Below are 21,639 nucleotides of genomic sequence, written 5' to 3'. Positions count from 1 at the left end.
AGCGGCTTCTAATGAAGCCGCTTTTTTTATTATAAATTGTTGAACTACGCCGTAACTGAATACATTTTATTACGCAACTCTTTAATTTTTGAATCTTCCATATATTCATCAAACGTTGTATAACGATCGATAACACCATTTGGAGTCAACTCCACAACACGGTTTGCAACTGTTTGAGCAAACTCATGATCATGGGTTGTGAATAATACTGTTCCTTTAAAGTTCGTTAACGAATTATTGAACGCTGTAATACTTTCCAGGTCTAAGTGGTTGGTAGGTTCGTCTAACATTAATACGTTAGCTCTCGTCATCATCATTCTACTTAACATACAACGTACCTTTTCACCTCCAGAAAGTACATTCGATTTTTTAAGCGCTTCTTCCCCACTAAAAATCATTTTTCCAAGGAAACCACGAATGTGTACTTCCTCGCGCTCTTCTTCGGTTTTAGCCCATTGGCGTAACCATTCTACCAAGGTTAAATCGTTTTCAAAATATTCACTGTTATCCAACGGTAAATACGACTGTGTGGTCGTTACACCCCAATCAAATTTACCAGCATCAGCTTCTTGTTTATTGTTTAAAATCTGATAAAAAGCCGTTGTTGCTCTTGAATCTCTTGAGAATACAACCACTTTATCACCTTTCGCTAGGTTTAAATCGATGTCTTTAAATAACACCTCGCCATCAATTGAAGCTGCTAAACCTTGAACATTTAAAATTTGATCTCCAGCCTCTCTGTCGCGTTCGAAAATGATAGCAGGGTAACGACGACTTGTTGGTCTAATGTCATCTATATTTAATTTATCAATCATTTTCTTTCTACTTGTTGCCTGTTTACTTTTTGCAACGTTGGCAGAAAAACGACGGATAAACTCTTCTAATTCCTTTTTCTTTTCTTCGGCTTTCTTATTCTGTTGTGCGCGTTGGCGTGCTGCTAACTGCGACGACTCATACCAGAAGGTATAGTTACCAGAGAAATGGTTTATTTTTCCAAAATCAATATCTGAAATATGAGTACAAACAGCATCTAAGAAGTGACGGTCGTGAGATACTACAATGACGCAGTTTTCGTAATTTGCTAAGAAGTTTTCCAACCAAGAAATGGTTTCATAATCCAGATCATTGGTAGGCTCATCCATAATTAACACGTCCGGGTTACCAAACAATGCCTGAGCTAAAAGCACTCTTACTTTTTGTTTACCATCTAAATCTTTCATTAAGGTATAATGAAGATCTTCCTTAATATCTAAATTAGACAACATGGCAGCCGCATCGCTATCAGCATTCCAACCGTTCATTTCTTCGAACTGCACCTGAAGCTCTCCAATTTTCTCTGCATTCTCATCGGTATAATCAGCGTATAACGCATCGATTTCCGTTTTAATTTTATACAGAGGTTGGTTACCCATTAATACGGTTTCTAACACCGTGTGCTCATCATATAAGTTGTGGTTCTGCTCTAAAACCGACATACGTTTTCCCGGCTCTAAATGCACATGACCTGAAGTTGCGTCCTGCTTCCCTGAGATAATCTTTAAAAACGTAGATTTACCGGCGCCATTTGCGCCAATAATTCCGTAGCAATTCCCAGAAGTAAATGTTGTATTTACTTCATCGAACAACACACGCTTTCCAAATTGTACTGATAAATTTGATACTGATAACATAAGTTTATATTCGTTTAACTCAGATGTAAAATCTTGATTTCTATTTTGTTTATTAATCTAAAGCAAGCCCTTTATAATCTTTATAATACCTGACTTAGATTACATTTGTGCAAAAGTAGAAAATTCAATCGGTAAGTGGAAACTTCAATACTGAATTTTACCACCAATGAATCAATGATTTTGTTATATTAGCTGTTTTTTCGAAGTTTCAACTTTAACAACGCCTTAACAGCACTATATCAATACAACCCATATTTTTGTATTGTAATAAAGTCGACCAAACATTCTATGAGATTACACTATTTATGCATATTTTTAGGTTTATCACTGTTTAACTGTGTGGATGATAAAAAAGCTGAAAATGATAATTATGCATATTTTGGCGGAGAAATTATTAATCCAGGCAATGACTTTGTGGTACTCTCTAAAGCCGATAAAATTATAGATACCGTTAAGTTAGATCATCGTAATCGCTTTCTTTACAAATTAGAAAATATTGAAAGTGGCGGACTTTATACGTTTCACCATGGCGGCGAAATTCAAGTTGTATTCTTAGAACCTCAAGACAGCTTACTTTTTAGATTAAATACACTGGAGTTTGATGAATCTTTGGTTTATACAGGTCGTGGCGATAAAAAGAACAACTACTTAATTAATGAGTTTTTAGCAAACGAAATTCAGGAAAAAAATATTTTTAAATACTGCCAGTTAAAGCCTACTGTTTATATAAAACGTATTGATTCTTTAAAATTTATCAAACTTAAAAACTTAAAGCTTTTTAAAGATCGTTATGAAACTTCCGAGCTATTTGATAAAATAGCTATGGCAGACATTAACTATAACTATTATTCAAGTAGAGAGGTGTACCCTTTTGTACATTACGGAAGAGATAAAAGCTCAATCCTGGAGTCTTTACCAAAAGATTTTTATGATTACAGAAAATCTATCGATTATAATGATGCCTTCTTTAAGGACAATCACTACTACGATAAGTTTTTAAGACATAGCTTTAATAATATGGCGCTTCATGAGCACTATAACCATAATGATAAAGGGCATTTTAACAGAAGTTCGCTTTGTTATACCTTAGATAAACTAGAATTGATTGATAGTTTAGTAGATAATCCTCTTATTAAAGATGAGCTGCTTCACTATTATACCATAAATTATCTGGCAAAAAGCACAGACTCTGTTAATAATAACAAACTTCTGAATTCATTCTTAAACAAAAGTAACGACGAACAAAGCAAGGAAAACCTTAAGCGTTTTGTATCCATGCTTGATGTTACAAAAAACGGAGCACCTTTCCCATCGGTGAAGGTTATGGATTTTAGAAATAATGATTTAGACCTTAAAGAAACAATAACCAGACCTACTGTTATTACCTTTTGGTCGCATTTGTACTACGATCACTTTAAAGAAAGTCATTACAAGCTTAGAGAATTAAGAATGAAGTATCCTGAGGTGAACTTTATTTCTGTTAATATAGACAACTACGACAGTGATAAAATTAAAAAATCGCTTGTAGACAAAAGGTTCCCTTTACAGTTTGAATACGTTCTAAAAAATCCAAAGGTTTCGAAAGAATTCCTTGCTGTACAACCTATGACAAAAACCTATTTGGTAGACAAACGCAAGACCATTGTTAGTAGTGGCGCCAATATCTTCTCTAGAAATTTTGAAGAAGAAATACTAGGAATGATTAACAGATAAGACTATTAGCCCTTTACAGCTTATAGTGATTCATTAAAAGCTTTTCATAAACTTTATCAGGAAGAATACGCTTTAAAGCGATTGAAAATTTCTGCATAAACTCCCCTACTTTATAATGTACTTTAGGCGATTTAGTGTTTATCACCTTATATACGGCTTTTGCCATCATTAAAGGGTCGCTACCACTATCAACATGTGTATTCATCAACTCTAAAGTATTACCATAAGGCTCTTTATAAGGAGAATTCTCTAACAAAGGCGCATGGTAACGTCCCGCAGCGATATTGGTAGCAAAATCTCCTGGGGCAATATTTGTCATGTCAATATTAAAGCCCTTTAGCTCCATTCTAAACGCCTCTGTAATTAATTCTAAAGCACCTTTACTCGCGCTATAAACACCGCGATATGGTAACCCCATATAACCTGCAATAGAGGTGATATTAATTATTAAGCCTGAATTTTGCTTTCGCATTTGCGGCAACACCGCTTTAATAACATTAATAGGCCCGAAGAAATTAGTATCAAAATTAGCCTTAATTTCCTCTTCCGGAATTTCTTCAATAGCTCCTGTAATTCCGGCTCCTGCATTGTTAATCGCTACATCAAGTCTACCTTCGTTTTCTATAATAGTAGAAACCGTTTGTTTTATAGTATTTGTATTTTTTACATCTAAAGCTAAAATAGGAAACTTGCTATCAGCATATTTTTCAGGATTTCTACTGGTACCATAAACAATAAATCCTCTTTCTGTAAGATATTCTCCAATAGATTTTCCTATACCAGAAGACCCTCCTGTAATTAAAATAACTTTAGACATATTTTGATGTTTTTTTGAAGACGTAAAGGTAGTATTTTGAATGGCTTTTTAGGAAACAAAAAGGCATAAAAAAAGGCAAGCTACCTACATCACACCGCTACGACCATTTACCTTTGCTGCGTTCCCGCCCTGGAGGATTCAACAGGAGCTGGTTGTGTAGGACTTGCCGGTGCAAATATACAATCTTTTAAAAGTTTCACAATGATTTTTTACTCTGATTTTAAATAAATATCTTGCTTTAAATTAAACATCTCAAATGAAAACATTCAAGTACTTAGTAATCATATTTTTAAGCGCAACACTAGTAAACTGCGGTTCTAACACGGGATCGAAAAAAAATGGATTTTCTATAAAAACTAATGCCGAAAAGGGGAATATTTCCAATAATGAGACCCTAAAACTAGATCTTGAAAACAAAAAATCGCATACTATCGACTCGGTTTCTTATACTTTCGACGGATATAAAATTGATAATACCCTAACGCTTTCAAATTACAGATTAGGAAAGCATACTGTTGAAGCCACCGTTTATTTTAACGGCGACAAACAAACGGTTAATACTATCGTTACTATTTTAGGAAGTGAATTACCAAAAGTATATACTTATAATATTATAAATGAATATCCACACGATATAACGTCATATACTCAGGGGTTAGAATTTCATAACGGCAAGCTTTACGAAAGTGCTGGTCAATATAAAGAGTCGAAACTTCGATTAGTCGATTATAAATCGGGAGATGTACTTAAAAATATAAATTTAGCCGATCAGTTTTTTGCTGAAGGACTAACGATCTTGAATGATAAAATCTATCAACTAACCTGGAGAGAAAATACAGGTTTTGTATACGATGTTAATTCATTTAAAAAAATAAGCAGTTTTAAATACGGAAAGAGTAAAGAAGGCTGGGGACTTTGTAACGACGGTAAAACCATTTACAAAAGTGATGGCAGTGAAAACATATGGTTGTTAAACCCAGATACCTTAACAGAAGACGACCATATTGAGGTATACACAAATAAAGGTAAAATTGTTGGTGTAAACGAACTTGAATGGGTTAATGGCACCATTTATGCCAACCGTTACCAAAAAGACGGTGTTGCCATTATAAATCCTAAAAACGGCGCTGTTATTGGAGTGATAGATTTCTCTCCTCTAAAAAAGAAAGTAACTCAGCACGAAGGTTTAGATGTATTAAATGGCATTGCTTACAATCCAGATACAAAAACACTATTTATTACAGGAAAACGTTGGGATAAATTATTTGAAGTAGAAATTATTGAAAAATAATTAATCCTGCTTCATTTGGTATTTCATCATTTTAAACGCTACAGGGATAAATAGAATTCCGATGAATACAAACAGGAAAAATGCGTTTTCTAAATTAAAGGCATGTGCGAGGTAACCAATTAACGGCGGACCTATAAGCATGCCTAAAATAGCGTAGGTGGTTATTATTGAAATTGCCATTCCTGGAGAATATTTTTTAGAAGTTCCTGCCAAAGACATAGTCACTGGGAATATAGCTGCAGTACCAAACCCTACTAAGAAAAAACCTGCTAAGGCCATCCAGAAGGTTTTAAAAACAACTGCCATAAGTATACCAACCGCAATTAACGATCCGCTTAAAATATAAGTCTTTAAAATGCCAATAACGTTGACTAGCTTATCAGAAAAAAAACGAGACAATGCCATAGTTGTCATAAAAATTAAATATCCATACGTAAAGACTTCTTCATGTAAAACTTCTTTAAAAAAGACACCACTCCAATCGAACATACCACCTTCACAAACGGCTCCGAAAAAGATTAATATTCCCAAACTCATTATATAAGGGTCTGGTTTACTAATAATTAATCTATTTCCGGAAGGAGATTTATCATTTTTAACGGTAAACTTAAAGGTTAATAAAGCCACTAGTAAACCAAATACAGCAATACTTAACATATGCATCTGGATCGGAATTTCTAATGTCACCATAAGTGTTGAAATGCCAACGCCAACAACTCCTCCTAAACTCCAAAGCCCATGAAAAGCCCCTACTACCCTTTTCTCGTATTTTTTTTGAAGCGTTATGGATTGCGTATTAATAGATATATTTAATATTCTTAAGCAAAAAGCAAAACCAGAAATCGAACACACTAAAGCAAAGGTTGACGTTGCAAATCCAATAGATGCCAAACTGATTGAGAAAAAGGTAAAAGCAAAAATTAAAGGAATACGACTATCAAACTTTGATACTAACCAACCTGAAATTGGCAAGCCTATTAACGAACTCACTGGCATAGCAATTAATATCGTTCCTAACTGTGCATCGTTTAGGTCGAAAAATGTTTTAATAGTTGGTATGCGTGATGCCCAGGTCGCAAAACAAATACCTGATAAAAAGAAATAAATACTTAAAGCAATGCGTTGTTTAGCTCTCAATTCCATTTTTACTTACCAATTTATTATAAAAGTAAACCTCAGTTTTAAACTGAGGTTTACTAAATATTAATATTTTGAAGTTGCAAAAATAATACAACACATTGGTTTTAAAGCATAAATATCACTTTAATTATGAACAGGACTTTGTGTACACGGACAGTTACTAATCCCTTGTAAAAATTCTAATCCTATGGTTACCACATGCGTTCCTGAGTTATAGCCTGAAAGTCCGTTTGTTGTTACCTGATACGCATAACCAAAATAGAAGATCGATTTTTTGAATCCTACCATTGGTCCAATATTTAAAGGCTTTAAGAACTGATCATTTAGGAAGCGATAAGAAATTCCACCCCAAAAATAATCTTCATACCTATTATACTTTCTAAACTTAAAGTTAAGGTCGGTACTTGAACGCTTATCACTACTAAACATTTGATAAAACACCGATGGTTCAAACTCTAAACCACTTTTTTTAGGCCCTCTAAAGGTATAGCCGGAGTAAATCTGATAGTTTAAAAGTAATCGTGGCTCCATTTGCCTAATCGCTTCATTAAAGTTTTTAGGTAATAAGTTGTTCACATTAAAACTTAAATAAAAGCCATGGTTTCTATACAATGCACCTACATCAAAGTTATTATTCGATGTTCTTCTATCATCTGTAATAAACGGATCTACTACAGGGTTTTCATATCCCGTATTAAAGTTATCGATGTCAATTCTGAAATTATTAATGTTATACGAAATACCTAATGATAAATATTGTTTTGAATAATAATCTAAAATAAGGTGGTGCGCAAATGAAAACTTAGCTCCAGTTTGTAGTGTATTACCATTTTTATCATTGTAAAAAGACACTCCAACCCCCGAACGATCAGCTATTCTGAAATCGGCATACACCGATTGGTTATCGGGAGCTCCTTTAATCCCAACCCACTGGGTTAATCCGTTCGCTCTGATTTTTAAATTATCGCCAATACCGGCAAATGTTGGAGACACCACAAAATTGTTATCTGCCAAATACTGTGTAAACACTGGCAGGTTTAACTCTTGACTATAACTGGTTGTTATAGTCAAGAATAAGATATATATGATTAGTTTTCGCATCATCGTAAATTTAATATTAACAGCCATAAACCACTAATTATCTGTAAAGGGTAAAGTGTCCAACAAAATCTCTATCGTCTTTAGGATCGTTAAGTTTCACAACAAACCAGTAATCACCCGTTGGTAATTCTTCGCCGTTATATCTACCATCCCATTTTTGTCCGGCTTTTAATTTAGCCACTACTCGACCATAACGGTCATAAATATCAAACGTTAAATCTTTGTATTGTTCCGTACATCCAGGTCCCCATTCGTCTAAAGTACCATCGCCATTAGGTGTAAAGTAATTAGGGATACAAACATCGATATATTCAAAATACCCTGATGCCTCCAAAGTACAACCATTGCTATCGACAACAGTTACCGTGTAATTACCAGACTCATAATAAATAAATGTACTCTCACTACCATAAGACTCGCCGTTTAAGAAGAACTCATATTCACCAGTACCTCCGATTGCCATGGCTTCTATGGTATTGATGGTTTCTCCTTCTTGGATAGCAAACTGTAAAGGTTCGTAAGCTTCAATATCAAATAAATCTGTTTGCTTCGTACATCCGTTAGTATGTCTCACGTCTATGTAATGACCAATACCTGCTGGAACATTTACAAATATGTTACTTGTTTGGTAAGGTCCGCCATCTAATGAATATTCTAACTGGGTAGGGTCTGTCATGGTTTCATCAACATAAACCGTAACCATATTGGTAGAAATATTGTTTTCACAACCATACTCTAATACCGCTACTGGATCAATTTTCACAGGATCTGGGAATTCAATATTCCATTCCGACTGACATCCCTCACTATCGGTTACATAAACAACATGATCTTCACCAGATAAGTTAGAGAATGTAAATAGTGTTTGCCTATCAGCTCCTTGAACATACTCGCCGTTGATATCATCTAGAGCCACACTATAAGGTTGTGTACCTCCTGTAATTTCGATACTGAATTCTCCATTCATATCACCATCACATAATACCGGAATTAATGAATTAGGTACAATAGTTACAAACTGAGGATCTGGTTGCGCAATTGTAAAATCGAATAACACATAACAACCTAACTGATCCTGAACTAAACCTTGGTAATCACCAGGCGCAAGATTATCGAAAATTGGTTCATCAAAGAACTGATTCATTTGTGGTGAAATCGCATACTTGATGATACCACTTCCTCCAGTTGCTGTGATTTCTAAAATACCATCGTTACTACCATTACAGGTTACATCGGTAACATCGAACTCAACTTCTAATGGTAAATTAGGTTCCGTAATAACAACCTGCGCTGATGTCGCTAAACAATCTCCACTTTCTACATGCACTTGATAGGTTCCAATAGGTAATTCGGTGAATACTCCAGGAGTATCCTGAACCGCTGTTAGAATGTCATTACCCGCAGCGTCTTGTAGCGTGTACACATAGTTTCCTAAACCACCTGTCGCTTCTGCTACAATAACTCCGGTAGTATCTCCTGCACAATTAATCGTTGCATTAGTTGTATCTAAATTTACTATCAATTCAGGAAGTTCTTCAACTACAATATCGTTTGATACCACAGAAGTACATCCGTTAGCATCTCTCACATAATATTGATAGGTTCCCGGAGCCACAGAGAATGTTGTCTCTGTGGTAAATGAACCTAATACTGTTGCAAATGATTCATCTGAACTATATTCATAAGTTCCTGTTCCACCCGTTGCACTTAATGTTAATGTGGCATCAACCGTACACGTTTGTGCAGAAGCTTTCACTAAGCTAGCCTCCATTTGTTCTGGTTGAGCAATAACGATATCTGCAAAAATAGTTTCACAAGTAAATCCATCTGAAACAGTCACGTTATACGTTCCTGCTCCTAAACCTGTAAACACGTTAGATGTTTGAGGTCCTGACGAACTTACAACAGGTGATAAGGCATTTAAGGTATATGTATAATTGCCTCCCTGACCACCTAAGACATTGGTTACTGTAATGCTTGCTGTTCTATCATCAAAACAAGATAACATAGTTGTACTTGGTGTAACCGTTGCATCTATTGGTAGCGGATCGATTAACTCAACTGTTTCCGAAGCAATACACCCTTGACTATCTCTTACGCTTACTGTATAAATTCCAGCTGATAACCCTTCGAAATAATAGGTGCTGCTGAACGCTGAAACGACAGTTCCACCTAACTCTAACTGATACTCATAATCACCAGGCCATCCACCAGAACCACTCGCAGAAATCGTTCCATCCGCACCAATACATGTAATATCGGTGTGAGACGTTTGTATTTCTAATGGTGCAGTCGGAGCTGTAATGGTCACATTTGTTGACACGGTACAGAAAGGTGCATTAGTTAATGTCGCATTAATGGTATACGTTCCTGATACTAATCCAGTAATGGTTAACGGACCTGCATTAGCCGAAGCTCCCGTTTGTACTGAAGCTCCTGAAGCATCTAACACATCATAAGTAAACGGACCAGCTTCATCGGTTGGTGTTGGTACACGATCTACTAAGGTTAAGGTTACACTTCCGTCGTTATCACTAAAACAGGTTACATCGGTAATACTTTCAATATCTAATTCAAACGTATTAGGATCAATTACATAGTGTACGGTTTGTAAACTACATCCTGTATCTAAGTTTTCAACAGTAATAATGTAGTTACCTACTGCTAAACCTGTAAAGATTCCTATTGTATTCGTTTGGTTGTATGACACATCAACACCTTCAACAGTATATTGTAAATTTGCTGTTCCAGTAGTTGTTGCCGATACTGTAATATCTTCATCGTTAACACAAGTGATTGCATTATCAATTGCGATATTGATGTCCTCTAATTCTATATAAGGCGCAATAATTGCAGTTGTTGTTCCAGAACATCCATTTTCGTCGTATACATTGATGGTGTAATTTCCGCCAGAGAAATCGGCTTCATTATACACATTATTTGCACCAGACTGAACTAAAGCTCCATCTCTATAGAATTCATAAATCCCATAATTGTTAGAACCACCCGTAACACCCGAAACTGTAATTGAAGCAAAGTTTGCTGCATTAGTATCCGGAGCACAAGTATACTCTACCACTGTAGGATTTGGTACTACAATAGCATCTGGTTCACCAATAACAACATCTTGTTCAGCGATACAATTTCTTCCTGAAGTTACACGAACAGTATAAGTTTCTGGTGCTAATCCTGTAAATACATTTGAAGTTTGAGGTCCAACCGTAATTGGAGCTATAATCTCGTATGTATAGATCGGGTTATCGTTAGTTGATGGTAAATCAACTGTAATCATTCCATCACTACCTCCGTTACAGGTTACATCGGTTGGTATTGGTGTAAAGGTAACTGGTGTCGGCGCATCTAAAGTAATAGGTGCTGTATTAGTACATCCCGTATCCACATCAGTGATTGTAACTGTATACGAACCTGAAGGAATACCTGAAATTTCATTTCCAGAAACAGTCGCTCCTGCATAATCGATAGCATAGCTGTAATTTCCTGAACCTCCCGCTCCTGTTACAGTAATCACTCCATCTGCAGTATCACAACTTGGTAATGTCGTTACAGCAACATTTAAATCTAAAGTTGGATAAATTTCAATTGGTGTAGGCATTGTTATTGTACATCCATTTCCATCTTTAACCGTTACTTGATAAGTACCAGGTGTAGACACCGTAAACGTTGGACTGGTTTGGAATCCAGCACCAATAGAATAACTAAATGGCTCTATTCCTGTTGGATTAGTTACTGTAAATGTAAACGGATCTCCATTTAAATTACATTGATTATCTGAAATAGTTGGTACTGTCACTGTTGGTAGCGGGTCGGTTATAATAGTGACATCAATCATATCTGTACACCCATTCGCATCTCTTACCCAAACATCCCAATCTGTACTTATTGTTGGATCTAAAACTGCAGATGCACTATTGCTATAATCTGCATCAATTGGAGCAGAACCATTAATAATAAATGCATACTCGTAAGGCAATGTACCTCCTGTTGCTTCGACTGTTACTTGCGCACCGAAATTACAATTTGCATTAATATTATCTATTTCAGCTAAGGCTACTGCCGTTGGCTCTCCTACTGTTACTGAAATGGTATCTGTACAACCTGTAACATCATCAGTCACTATAATAGTTTGATCTCCAGCTGAAACTCCAGTGATACCAATCGTTGTATTAGTTTGTCCTGTAATTGCTGTTCCTCCATTAATGGTATAACTGTAAGTTCCTGAGAAATTACCAACGATAAACTCTACAGCCCCATCAGAACTACCTGTACATAAGACATCATTTATTAACTGACCTGAAACTGTAATATTCGTTACAGGGTTAATTGTATAAGCTTCTGTGTAAGAACATCCATTTGCGTCGGTAACTGTAAATACATAAGTTCCTGGCAATAATCCTGTAAACTCACCTGAATCTTCACCTGAAATATTTGTAGTTTCGGATGCTGGTGAAATAATACTGTATTTCAATGGTGCTACACCATTAGTTGCCGTTAAGGTAACTGAAGCCGTCGTTGTTATACAGGTTATATCTGTTGGAACAAAATCTAAATCCGTAGGAACACTTAATGGTTCAATATCTGTAGTTGCAGAACTTGCGGCAGTACAACCGTTGGTATCTTTCACCAAAGCTGTTACTGTTCCTGGATTATACGTTCTATATGTATTTGATGTTGAATAATTTAAACCTCCATCAAAACTATATAAATAAGAACCTGAACCTCCGGTTGCTGTTACGGTAACTTCTGCTGGGGACGTTGCATTTCCTTCTCCACAACTTAACGTTGTTGTAACTTGTGCATCAGCTACAACTACATCAGGGGCATCAACCGGTACATCAACAGGAAGAGACTCACAACTTTTACTATCTCTTACCTGTATAGTGTAAGTGCCTTCAGCTAAACCATCAAATACATTTGAGGTTTGCCAAGCATCCCAAGTTGAACCGCCATCATCACTTTTTCTATATTCATAAGGCGAAATACCATTGGCTGCTGTTACAATAATACTTCCATCAGCCCCACCATTACAAGTCACATCAAATACCTGAGTGGTTAATGTTGGTGTTGTAGTAGGTGTTACCTCTACTGGATTTGATACCGCCTCACATCCTTGATCGTCTGTTACTCTAAAGATATAAGTTCCTGCTTCATTCAATCCTGTAAATATTCCAGATGTTGCTCCTGAAATATTTCCAACTGCAGAAACCGGAGATAATATTTCATAAGTATAGGTGCCAGAACCTCCTGATGCCGATAAATTAATAACAGCATCGTCGTCACAAGTTAAATCTAAACTTAAAATTGCATCTAATACTACAGGCGGATTAACCACAAGGGTTGTTGGATCTATACATCCGTTATCATCTTTAATATTGAAAGTATAAGTACCCGCTGCTGAAATTGTAAAATCGGCACTTGTTTGATAAGCACCTCCATTTACATTATAAGTGCGATTTCCGTTAAAAGTCGTTCCATCTAAAGTCACAGTAAATGGCTCACCATTCCAACAGTCCTGAGCTACTGGATCGATTATTGGTTCGGCGTCTTTAATAATTTGAACATTCGCTTCTGTAACAACACAACCATAAGCATCACGAACATGAACATCGTAAAGACCTTCAGCCCTTTCAAAAATGTTAGTAGACACCCAATCTGCATCATTTAAAGAACCTCCTGCAACCACCACTTGATATTGGTACGGTGTGGTACCGAAACTTCCAGTAGCTCTTAAAACACCTAACTCATTACAATTTTCATTTTTAAGAACTTGAGCTTGGAACTCTAATGCCACAGATGATTCTTTGATTTCAAAAATTTCTGAAGCTGATTCACAACCGTCAAAAGAACCTGTTCCGTTTTCTGTAAAAACTATGTAATATTGACCTATGGATAATGAACCAGGTATTGGAGCTGTAATTGTTTCTGGAGTTCCTGGGGTTACAGATACATTTGTACTTGCTATAACAGAAACGTTGCTATATGCTCTAAAAATTTCATAGTCTACAGAAGTCGTTAAACTATCAAAATTATCAATTGTAAATGTTACGCTTCCATCGGCAGCACCTACACAAGAAATATTATTAGGAGTCACTACAGATGTTAAAGGTGAAGCTGATAATATAGGGGTATCTGCTGCTTTAACAAAATAACATCCAGTGGTCTTGTCGTGTACAACAAATGTATATACCACACCTGGTGTTAAATTTGTAAATGTTCTAATGTTTCCTCCAACAACATCTGGATCTAACCATGAACCTGCAGATGCATATGGAACAGTATTAAACTCTAAAATTGCAAATTCATATTCAGAACCAGAAACCGAAGACAGAGCTTCAACAGTTGCTGTACCTCCATTTGTACAATCTGACGAAACGGTCGTCACATCAATCTCTAAATCTTCTGGAGGTGAAGCTATTGTAATTTGTTTTTCTAAATTACAACCATTAGCATCAACCACATTAATAGTATAAATACCATAGTTTATAATTTCAAAGGTATAATCTTCTCTTGCTGATGCTGAGTATGGATTTCCTGCAATAACATCTCCAAAATTATTGGTTATATAGTATGTTAATGGTAATGTTCCTCCTGATACATTTTCAACTGTAATTTCACCTAAACTTGTTCCTCCTCCGCTAGTGTCACAAGTAATATCCAATTTGGCTAAATTAAAGTCAATTACTGGTGGCTCAACAATTGTAACCTGACCTGTGGCTTCACACCCTTTACTGTCTCTAACCACATAATCATAAGTGCCTCCTGCTACTTCAGTAAAAATATTAGAATCTACGAATGTTACTCCGTCGTCAATACTATACTGATATGGCGCTTCTCCTGTTAAAGCTGTTAGCTGAATGTATCCTTGAAGATCACCATTACAACTAGGGTCTCCCGATGTTACTGATGCTGTTACTGTTATTGGTTCTGTTACAGTAATTACACCTGTTTGTTGAGTACAACCGTTAGCATCGGTAATTAAAAACTGATAATCACCAAAAGTTGAAGTTGACAAATCAAAAGTATTTCCGCTAACATTAATTGTTCCACTTCCTTGAATGAATGTGACATTATAAGGTGCATTACCACCTGAAATTGTTCCTTCAATAGTGGCTTCAGCAGGTGTCGAACAGGTTAAATCTTTAGTTAATAATACATCAACGGTAATAGGTTCAAACACATCTGTAGAGGTGTCGGCTGTTACAATACATCCATTAGCATCTCTAACGGTAACTGTATAATTACCTGCCGCATTAACAGTAAAAATTGGGCTTGACTGATATGAAGTGCCTCCGTTAATACTGTATGATAACGGCGTTACTCCTGTTGCATTAACTTCAAAAGTAAATCCAGAAGACACATCACACTGATTATCTACCGTTGGTGCAGTAACTGTTGGTAATTCATCTTGTTCTATATTTACCACTATTGGCGTTGGTAATGTACAGTTGTTTTGATCTTTTATATAAACATCAAAAACTAAACCATCTATCGCTGTATCTACAGTAATAACATTACTACTTCCGTAATCAAAATCAGTGACCGTTGTCCCTTGAGCTACAGCAGCATAACTATAATTAGGAGTTCCTCCTGTTGCTGTAATAGTAATTTGAGATTCTGAAATATTACAAGTAATATTAGTTGCCAAGGCTGTTGCACTAACAGCAGCAGTTGGTTCATTGATAGTTACACTTTCGGTAGCTGTACATCCTGTATCTGTATCTGTTACAGTAACGCTATATGTTCCAGCAGCTAAATCTGTTAAATTAATTACAGAACCTGTAACTGTTGCTGTTCCTCCCGTTACTGTATACGTGAAATTCGTTGCGTTAAATACTTCAAATTGGGCAGCACCATCGTTTCCTCCAAAACATAACACATCTCTTAATTTCAGAGCGGTCATGGCAATTGGTGTTACGGGAGGAACTACAAACGATTCTGTATAATAACACCCATTCGCATCAGTTACCCTGAATATATAGGTGCCTGGTTCTAAATCTGAAAACACATTCGAGCTTTGCTTTCCAATAATTTCTTGTGAAGGCGCTATAGTTTCGTATTCTAACGTTCCTACTCCATTAGTTGCTGTTATTGTTATGCTTGCTGTTTCATTATCGCAAGTTACAGTAGTTGCCGAAAAATCTAAATCGGTTGGTGGATTTAACGCTGAAATAGTTAATGAACCATCAGCAGTACATCCATTAGCATCCTGAACAGAATATGTTATGGTTTGATCTGAACCATTATCATTTACTTCAAATGTATTTGAAGCAGTATAAGCCGAACCGTTAAAACTATAGGTATATGGAGCTGTTCCTGTTGTTGGCACAACAATCGTTACCGTTGAAGATTCAGCTATATTATTATCATCACAACTAAATGCTGTTGCTGAAGCCGTTATATCTAAAATAGAAGGCTCTGTTATTGTTACGGTTCCATCAAAAGTACATTCATTAGCATCCTGAACCTGATAATTATAAGTTCCAGCCGCTAATCCTGTATATAAGGACGTTGTTGAGAAACCTAATCCGTTAAAATTAAAAGTATAAGGTCCTACTCCTCCAGAAGGTACAATTTGAACCGAACCATCGCTGCTACCATTACATAAGGCATTAACTACTGTTGTTGTCGCTGTCGGGTTTTCGATAGGATTCACAGTAATCACATTCGATACAGCAGTACATCCGTTTGCATCAGTTACCTGGAATTGGTAGGTTCCAGCAACACCTGTAGTTAAGGTAAACGTGTTTCCTGATAAATTTACAGTACCAGAACCTTGAATTAAAGTTACTGTATATGGCGAATACCCTTCAGAAATAGTTCCCGAAATTACGGCGTCAGGCGATACTGTACAATCTAATTCTTTTGTGATTTCAGCTGAAATATTAACCTGAGCAGCAATTGTTTCAGCTATTAAAGCAGATTCACATCCGTAAGCATCTCTTACGATAAACTCATAATCACCAGGAGTTAGATCGCTGAAAACAGGACTTGATTGAAAAGCTCCACCGTTTACACTATATTCATAAGGTGTTTGTCCTCCAGAAGCAGCAACCTCTAAAGTCGCTCCGTTAGCCGTATCGTAACAATAATCGGCATTAACAATTGAAGCTGTTGGAGCTGTTGGAGCTGTTAAACTTATTGTTGTTGTCGCAGTACATCCGTTAGCATCGGTTGCTCTAATCGTATAATCGCCTGCTGCAACATTAGTTAAAATACCGGTCGCTGGGAATGGCGTTACATTTGAAGTTGCATCAACTAGTTCGTATGTATATGCTGCAGTTCCTCCTGTTGCTGTAACTGTAACAGTTGACCCATCTAAACAAGTTACTGGTGTTGTGGTTGCCGACACACTTAACGATGTTGGCGCAGTAATTTCAGCTTGCAATGTTGCATCACAAACACCATCTGATGAGGCATCATAACGCACAACAATATCGTAAGTTCCTTCGGTTAAATTTGAAATGGTTAAAGGAGATGTTGTTGTCGTAATCCATGTTGAACCACCATCAATAGAATACTGATAACCATTTGTTTCATCGAAATTTTGAGCCGCTATAGTGATACTTCCATCACCTGCACTTGCACAACTTACGTTACTTGTGGATACAATACCTGCAGAAAATGCCTGACCTGATTCTATAATAAATGGAAAATCTTCCTGAGTAATACAAGTTACTGGTAACTGATATACTTCAATATCGTCTACAGCAAAGTCTATTCCGTTAACCTGAGCTATTTCTAATCGTAAAACAAAATCTAAAGCTGTATTATTTCCTGGATCTATAGTTTCGTTGAACTCTACCCAACCGTTTGTTTTAGGTATACCTCCTATTGATTGAGACGATAGAGCCACTCCATTACTATCCTGTAACTCCACCGTAAGAGATGCATCTGGTTGTGTATTCCCCACTTTTAATAAGTTAGTTGCAAAGAAACGCACCTGAATTGGTTGATTCGGAATGATATCGGTAATTGGTTTTCTGTAAACTACCGCATTATCTGGAATTGCAAAACCAGCATCAACCGCCAGGAATCTTCCAGGAATGCTTCCAGTAGTATGGTCTCTCGGACTCCACCATCCGCTATAAGGATTGTTACGTAATTCATTCGTAACCGTATATTCCCCGTTACCAAATAATCTATCACCGTTACATTTTGTTGCTTCAACCTGTCTTTCGAAACAAAAATTCGGATTAATTCCCGGTGAGGTGACATCTCCACCTGAACCAAAGCTTTCAAATAATAAGTTACTATATGTAGGTACGGTTTCTAATTTATAAGTCACACTAATAGTATGACTACCTTCGGATACATTTAGGAAGGTTTGAGGATCTGCTAAATTCGGATTTTCAACACCATCCAATAAATAACCGTAAGAATACGAATCTGATCCTGTATTGTTTACCACAACGGTTGTATTACCCGTTCCATCACAGTTATAATCCACATCTGAAATACTAATTGACGGTGGTACTGGTTCCGGATCGATAATAATTCCAGGCATTGCATAAATACAGCCATTAGCATCACGCATATAAATAGTATAGGTCCCAGGAGCTACCCATGCTTCATTATCTGAAGTCCAAGATGCTTGGTTATCGAAACTATACTCGTAAGGTGGCGTTCCTCCTGTTGGGTTTGTAACACGCACACGACCTTCACCATTTGGACCACAACCTGCTAATTGAGACACCCCTGCCGAAGCACTTAAAGGATAATCTGTTTCTGTAATGACAATATCTTCAGTCACACTAAAACACTCTTCTCCATCTAAGGTATACTCGATAAGCGTTTGATATATACCAGCTGTAAGGTTGTAAAATTCCGGATTTGATGTAAAAGTATTTCCATTATCGATGCTATAACTAATACTATAACCATTCGCATTAGTCACGCTAAAAGTTATACTTCCTGAATTTTCGCCATTACATAAAATATTGATTTGTTCCACTGTAAATTCAGGCGGTAATATACCTTCTATAGTTTGCGTTGTTGAAGCCGAACACCCATTAAAATCAATTACTGTAATATCGTATGTTCCTGGTGTTGGTGCAGCAATCACTGGAGAATCCTGAGAAATGGTATTACCATTTACATAATACTGATAAGGAGGGGTTCCTCCAACTGGATATACTGTAATTTCACCATCAGTACAAGTTAAAGCCTTAGTTATGGCAGAAGTAACTGTTAATACTGGTGGATTTATTATTTCAATATCACCCGTAAATACACAACCATCATCTGTTGTAATATTATAGGTATAAGTTCCTGGATTAAGATTATCGAATGTATAATCACTATCCATAATCGGACCTACGCTATTAATCACTGTTCCGTTTAAGGATAAGCTATATGAATATTGAGGCAACGCATCGTTAACCGCAAGCTTTATGGTTCCTTTATCTCCGTTACAGGTAGGTTGCGTAACAAATTCAGTTACATCTGCCTCTCGGTTACGTACATAAATACTTGGTGTCTGGAAAATACAAGGATTAGTTTCTACTTCAACCTGACGGATATAAACTGTATAATAATCTGGTGTATTTATTTCAAATACATTAGACGATTGCCATGGTCCGCTAGGATCTAAACTGTACTCATATCCAGACGGTACACCGCCAACAGTTACCTGACCGGGCGTTGTACAAATAATATCTTTGGCCGTAATAGTTGGATCTAATAGGTTCTGATACACATTGAAATAAAAAATACTAAAACACCCACCTGGGTAGTTAATCACAATTCTGAATTGTCCAGCATCGTCTACAAGAAAATCTGGTCCTGAACCAACTTCATTCCAGGTACAAGATTCATTTTCGTTAGCACAGTCATCAACTAACATTTCATCACAACTGGATTCATCTAACTGTTGCCAGCTAATTGATACCGCATCACTTATACCTGTTTGAATATTACGAACATCGTTAGCCCCACATAAGAAAATATAAGGTAGTACCTTACCATCATTAGGACAGATAGGCAATAAATCTGCGTAAGGAATAATTGGGTTTGTTATGGTGTTTCCGTAAGGAATAACATTAATGGTTTCCTGAATAGAAATACAGGTAGATGAAGTTGTATTTTGTACATAATATGTGCCTGTTCCCGTAGCAGTATAGGTTTGTCCTGTACCTACAACCGGAGTTCCTGATGGGTCTGTAGACCATGAATAACTATCGTAACCATCGGCTGCTGTTAAAACAACACTTTCACCACATAAAATCTCCGTTTTTTCAAAGGTACAATTAGAAATATCAACTAAAAAGTTGGTTGAACCAGGCACCCCCAAACATTCTTCGGTAGCAAAACTACCCTCATCTACAACAACAGTACCACTTATAACACCTGTATAAGTACCAAAAGCTTGATTCTTAATTTCATTAGAACAAGCCTGACTTAAATCGTAACAATTAGGGACAATTCGTACTGGAATTCTTATCGTGAATTGTGGATCGTTAACTTCCACTGATCCATCAGGTATCGCAAAAACAATAGTTCTCGTTACAGGATCATAAGACTGTATTGTAGCCCCCCCTGCGTTGGTTAAGTCAACATCTGCAGGATCAAAAACAATATTATCTGGAAGTACATCTTTTATTGTGAAATTAGTAACATTATCGTTACCAACGCTCTGATACGAAATTTCATAGAATAATTGCTGGCCTAAATACACATCATCTCCATCAATATCATCTCCGCCAGTATCCACTACGGTTTTAATCAGTTCAATATCTGGTGAAAAAATATCCACAGCAAACGCACTAAAAAATGCATAAATAGGATCGGCCTGTCCATTGGCTACCTGTAATCTAAAATCTGCAGAAGTTACATCATTATCAATGTATTCAGGATTTGCATGCAAAATTTCTAAGAACCCAGTATCATAACCTAGAGTATTGTCTCCTTCGGGGTTTCTAGGATGAGATACTCCATTCGTATTTTCAACTACAGAATTGAAGAAATTATTTGCTGGTCCTCGCAATGGAGTCGAAACTTCTTTTCCATTAATTTCTAATTTATTTGCTTTTTGGGTTTTATCGCCATCTAAAGCCCCATAAGCAAATTGTAAATCAATATCTCCCATTGACGGAGTTCTGAACCCTGTTACAGGAATAGTTTCCTGGTGTCCTTTATATAAATGACTAAATCCATCAAAAAGGGTGAATGATTTTGTATGTAAAACAGGATCTTCGTAAATTACTATTAAAGACCATCCTGCACTTAAACCTGTTGAGTTGTTTGTACCTTCACTAGACACAACATTTGCGAGAGTATAAGTTCCTTCAATATCTCCTAAACTAGACAGGATATCAGTTACATCAGCAAAACAAGCATAAGGAGTATTAGCTGGCTCGTTATTAAAGGCTGAAATAGGATTTACAATTGCATCATATACAATTTCACCAGAGATATCGGTATATGTCGAACTATTAGGTAATTTTAATTTAACATTAGAAATACTAGATCTTGTCTCATCATCTTTAAGCATAGCACTCCAATACAGTCCCGCAAACACAACACGATAACAATCGGTTGAGCTTCCATCTTGATGATCTGATAAAATTAAATCGGCACTACTCGAACTAAACGTAGAGGCATCACTATCGATATCAATATATTGCATATTGAAATCCTGATTATTGGCTTTATCATCATAGAAATCATTATCATTTTGTCCTAAAATATTATTACCTATAACAAGCATACTCCCACGAACATCAACCTTTTCCCTAACGGAAAACGCTTTGTATGTTTGGGCTATACCGCAATAGGACAGCAATAAGAATAAAACAACCAAAGTTGTTTTTAAATAAGTAGTTTTTTTCATGGCGGTTAGTTTTTTATCATCTATAACACCTAATTGGGGCACAGTGTTATACATGTTGGGC

General features: G+C 36.4%; 7 protein-coding genes and 1 other RNA gene. 2 read left to right on the top strand and 6 right to left on the bottom strand.

Going from position 1 to position 21,639, the window contains the following annotated elements; all coding sequences use genetic code 11:
• Nucleotides 1-44: 44 nt before the first annotated feature.
• Nucleotides 45-1,670, bottom strand: a complete 1,626-nt coding sequence (locus ICJ85_RS00825) for an ABC-F family ATP-binding cassette domain-containing protein (RefSeq protein WP_188221871.1) — start codon at nucleotides 1,668-1,670, stop codon at nucleotides 45-47.
• 288 nt (nucleotides 1,671-1,958) lie between these two features.
• Between ICJ85_RS00825 and ICJ85_RS00820 the strand changes: the two genes are divergently transcribed.
• A complete protein-coding gene (locus tag ICJ85_RS00820; protein ID WP_188221870.1) occupies nucleotides 1,959-3,383 on the top strand; it encodes a TlpA family protein disulfide reductase in 1,425 nt (474 codons plus the stop codon).
• A gap of 13 nt (nucleotides 3,384-3,396) precedes the next feature.
• On the opposite strand, the gene ICJ85_RS00815 is transcribed toward ICJ85_RS00820, so the two are convergent.
• Both ICJ85_RS00815 and ffs read right to left on the bottom strand, forming a co-directional pair.
• The gene (locus tag ICJ85_RS00815) at nucleotides 3,397-4,200 is read right to left on the bottom strand and encodes an SDR family oxidoreductase (protein ID WP_188221869.1); all 804 of its coding nucleotides are present in this window, start codon (nucleotides 4,198-4,200) and stop codon (nucleotides 3,397-3,399) included.
• Nucleotides 4,201-4,270: 70 nt separating this feature from the next.
• Nucleotides 4,271-4,369: signal recognition particle sRNA small type (ffs, locus tag ICJ85_RS00810), an RNA gene on the bottom strand.
• An 87-nt stretch (nucleotides 4,370-4,456) separates the two neighbouring features.
• Between ffs and ICJ85_RS00805 the strand changes: the two genes are divergently transcribed.
• Nucleotides 4,457-5,491 (top strand): glutaminyl-peptide cyclotransferase, encoded by a 1,035-nt coding sequence (locus ICJ85_RS00805; protein ID WP_188221868.1) that lies wholly within the window; start codon nucleotides 4,457-4,459, stop codon nucleotides 5,489-5,491.
• Here the strand turns inward: ICJ85_RS00805 and ICJ85_RS00800 are convergent, their stop codons facing one another.
• The 3 genes from ICJ85_RS00800 to ICJ85_RS00790 form a co-directional block, all read right to left on the bottom strand.
• The gene (locus ICJ85_RS00800; RefSeq protein WP_188221867.1) at nucleotides 5,492-6,634 is read right to left on the bottom strand and encodes an MFS transporter; all 1,143 of its coding nucleotides are present in this window, start codon (nucleotides 6,632-6,634) and stop codon (nucleotides 5,492-5,494) included.
• A gap of 120 nt (nucleotides 6,635-6,754) precedes the next feature.
• Nucleotides 6,755-7,732, bottom strand: coding sequence for a PorP/SprF family type IX secretion system membrane protein (locus ICJ85_RS00795; protein WP_188222454.1), 978 nt, complete (start codon nucleotides 7,730-7,732; stop codon nucleotides 6,755-6,757).
• A 37-nt stretch (nucleotides 7,733-7,769) separates the two neighbouring features.
• Nucleotides 7,770-21,578, bottom strand: a complete 13,809-nt coding sequence (locus ICJ85_RS00790) for a T9SS type B sorting domain-containing protein (RefSeq protein WP_188221866.1) — start codon at nucleotides 21,576-21,578, stop codon at nucleotides 7,770-7,772.
• Between the last annotated feature and the right edge of the window lie 61 nt (nucleotides 21,579-21,639).

Origin of the sequence: Aestuariibaculum marinum (genome assembly GCF_014596975.1) — a bacterium.
Lineage (GTDB): Bacteria > Bacteroidota > Bacteroidia > Flavobacteriales > Flavobacteriaceae > Aestuariibaculum > Aestuariibaculum marinum.
This window is presented reverse-complemented; position numbering and strand designations above follow the sequence as displayed.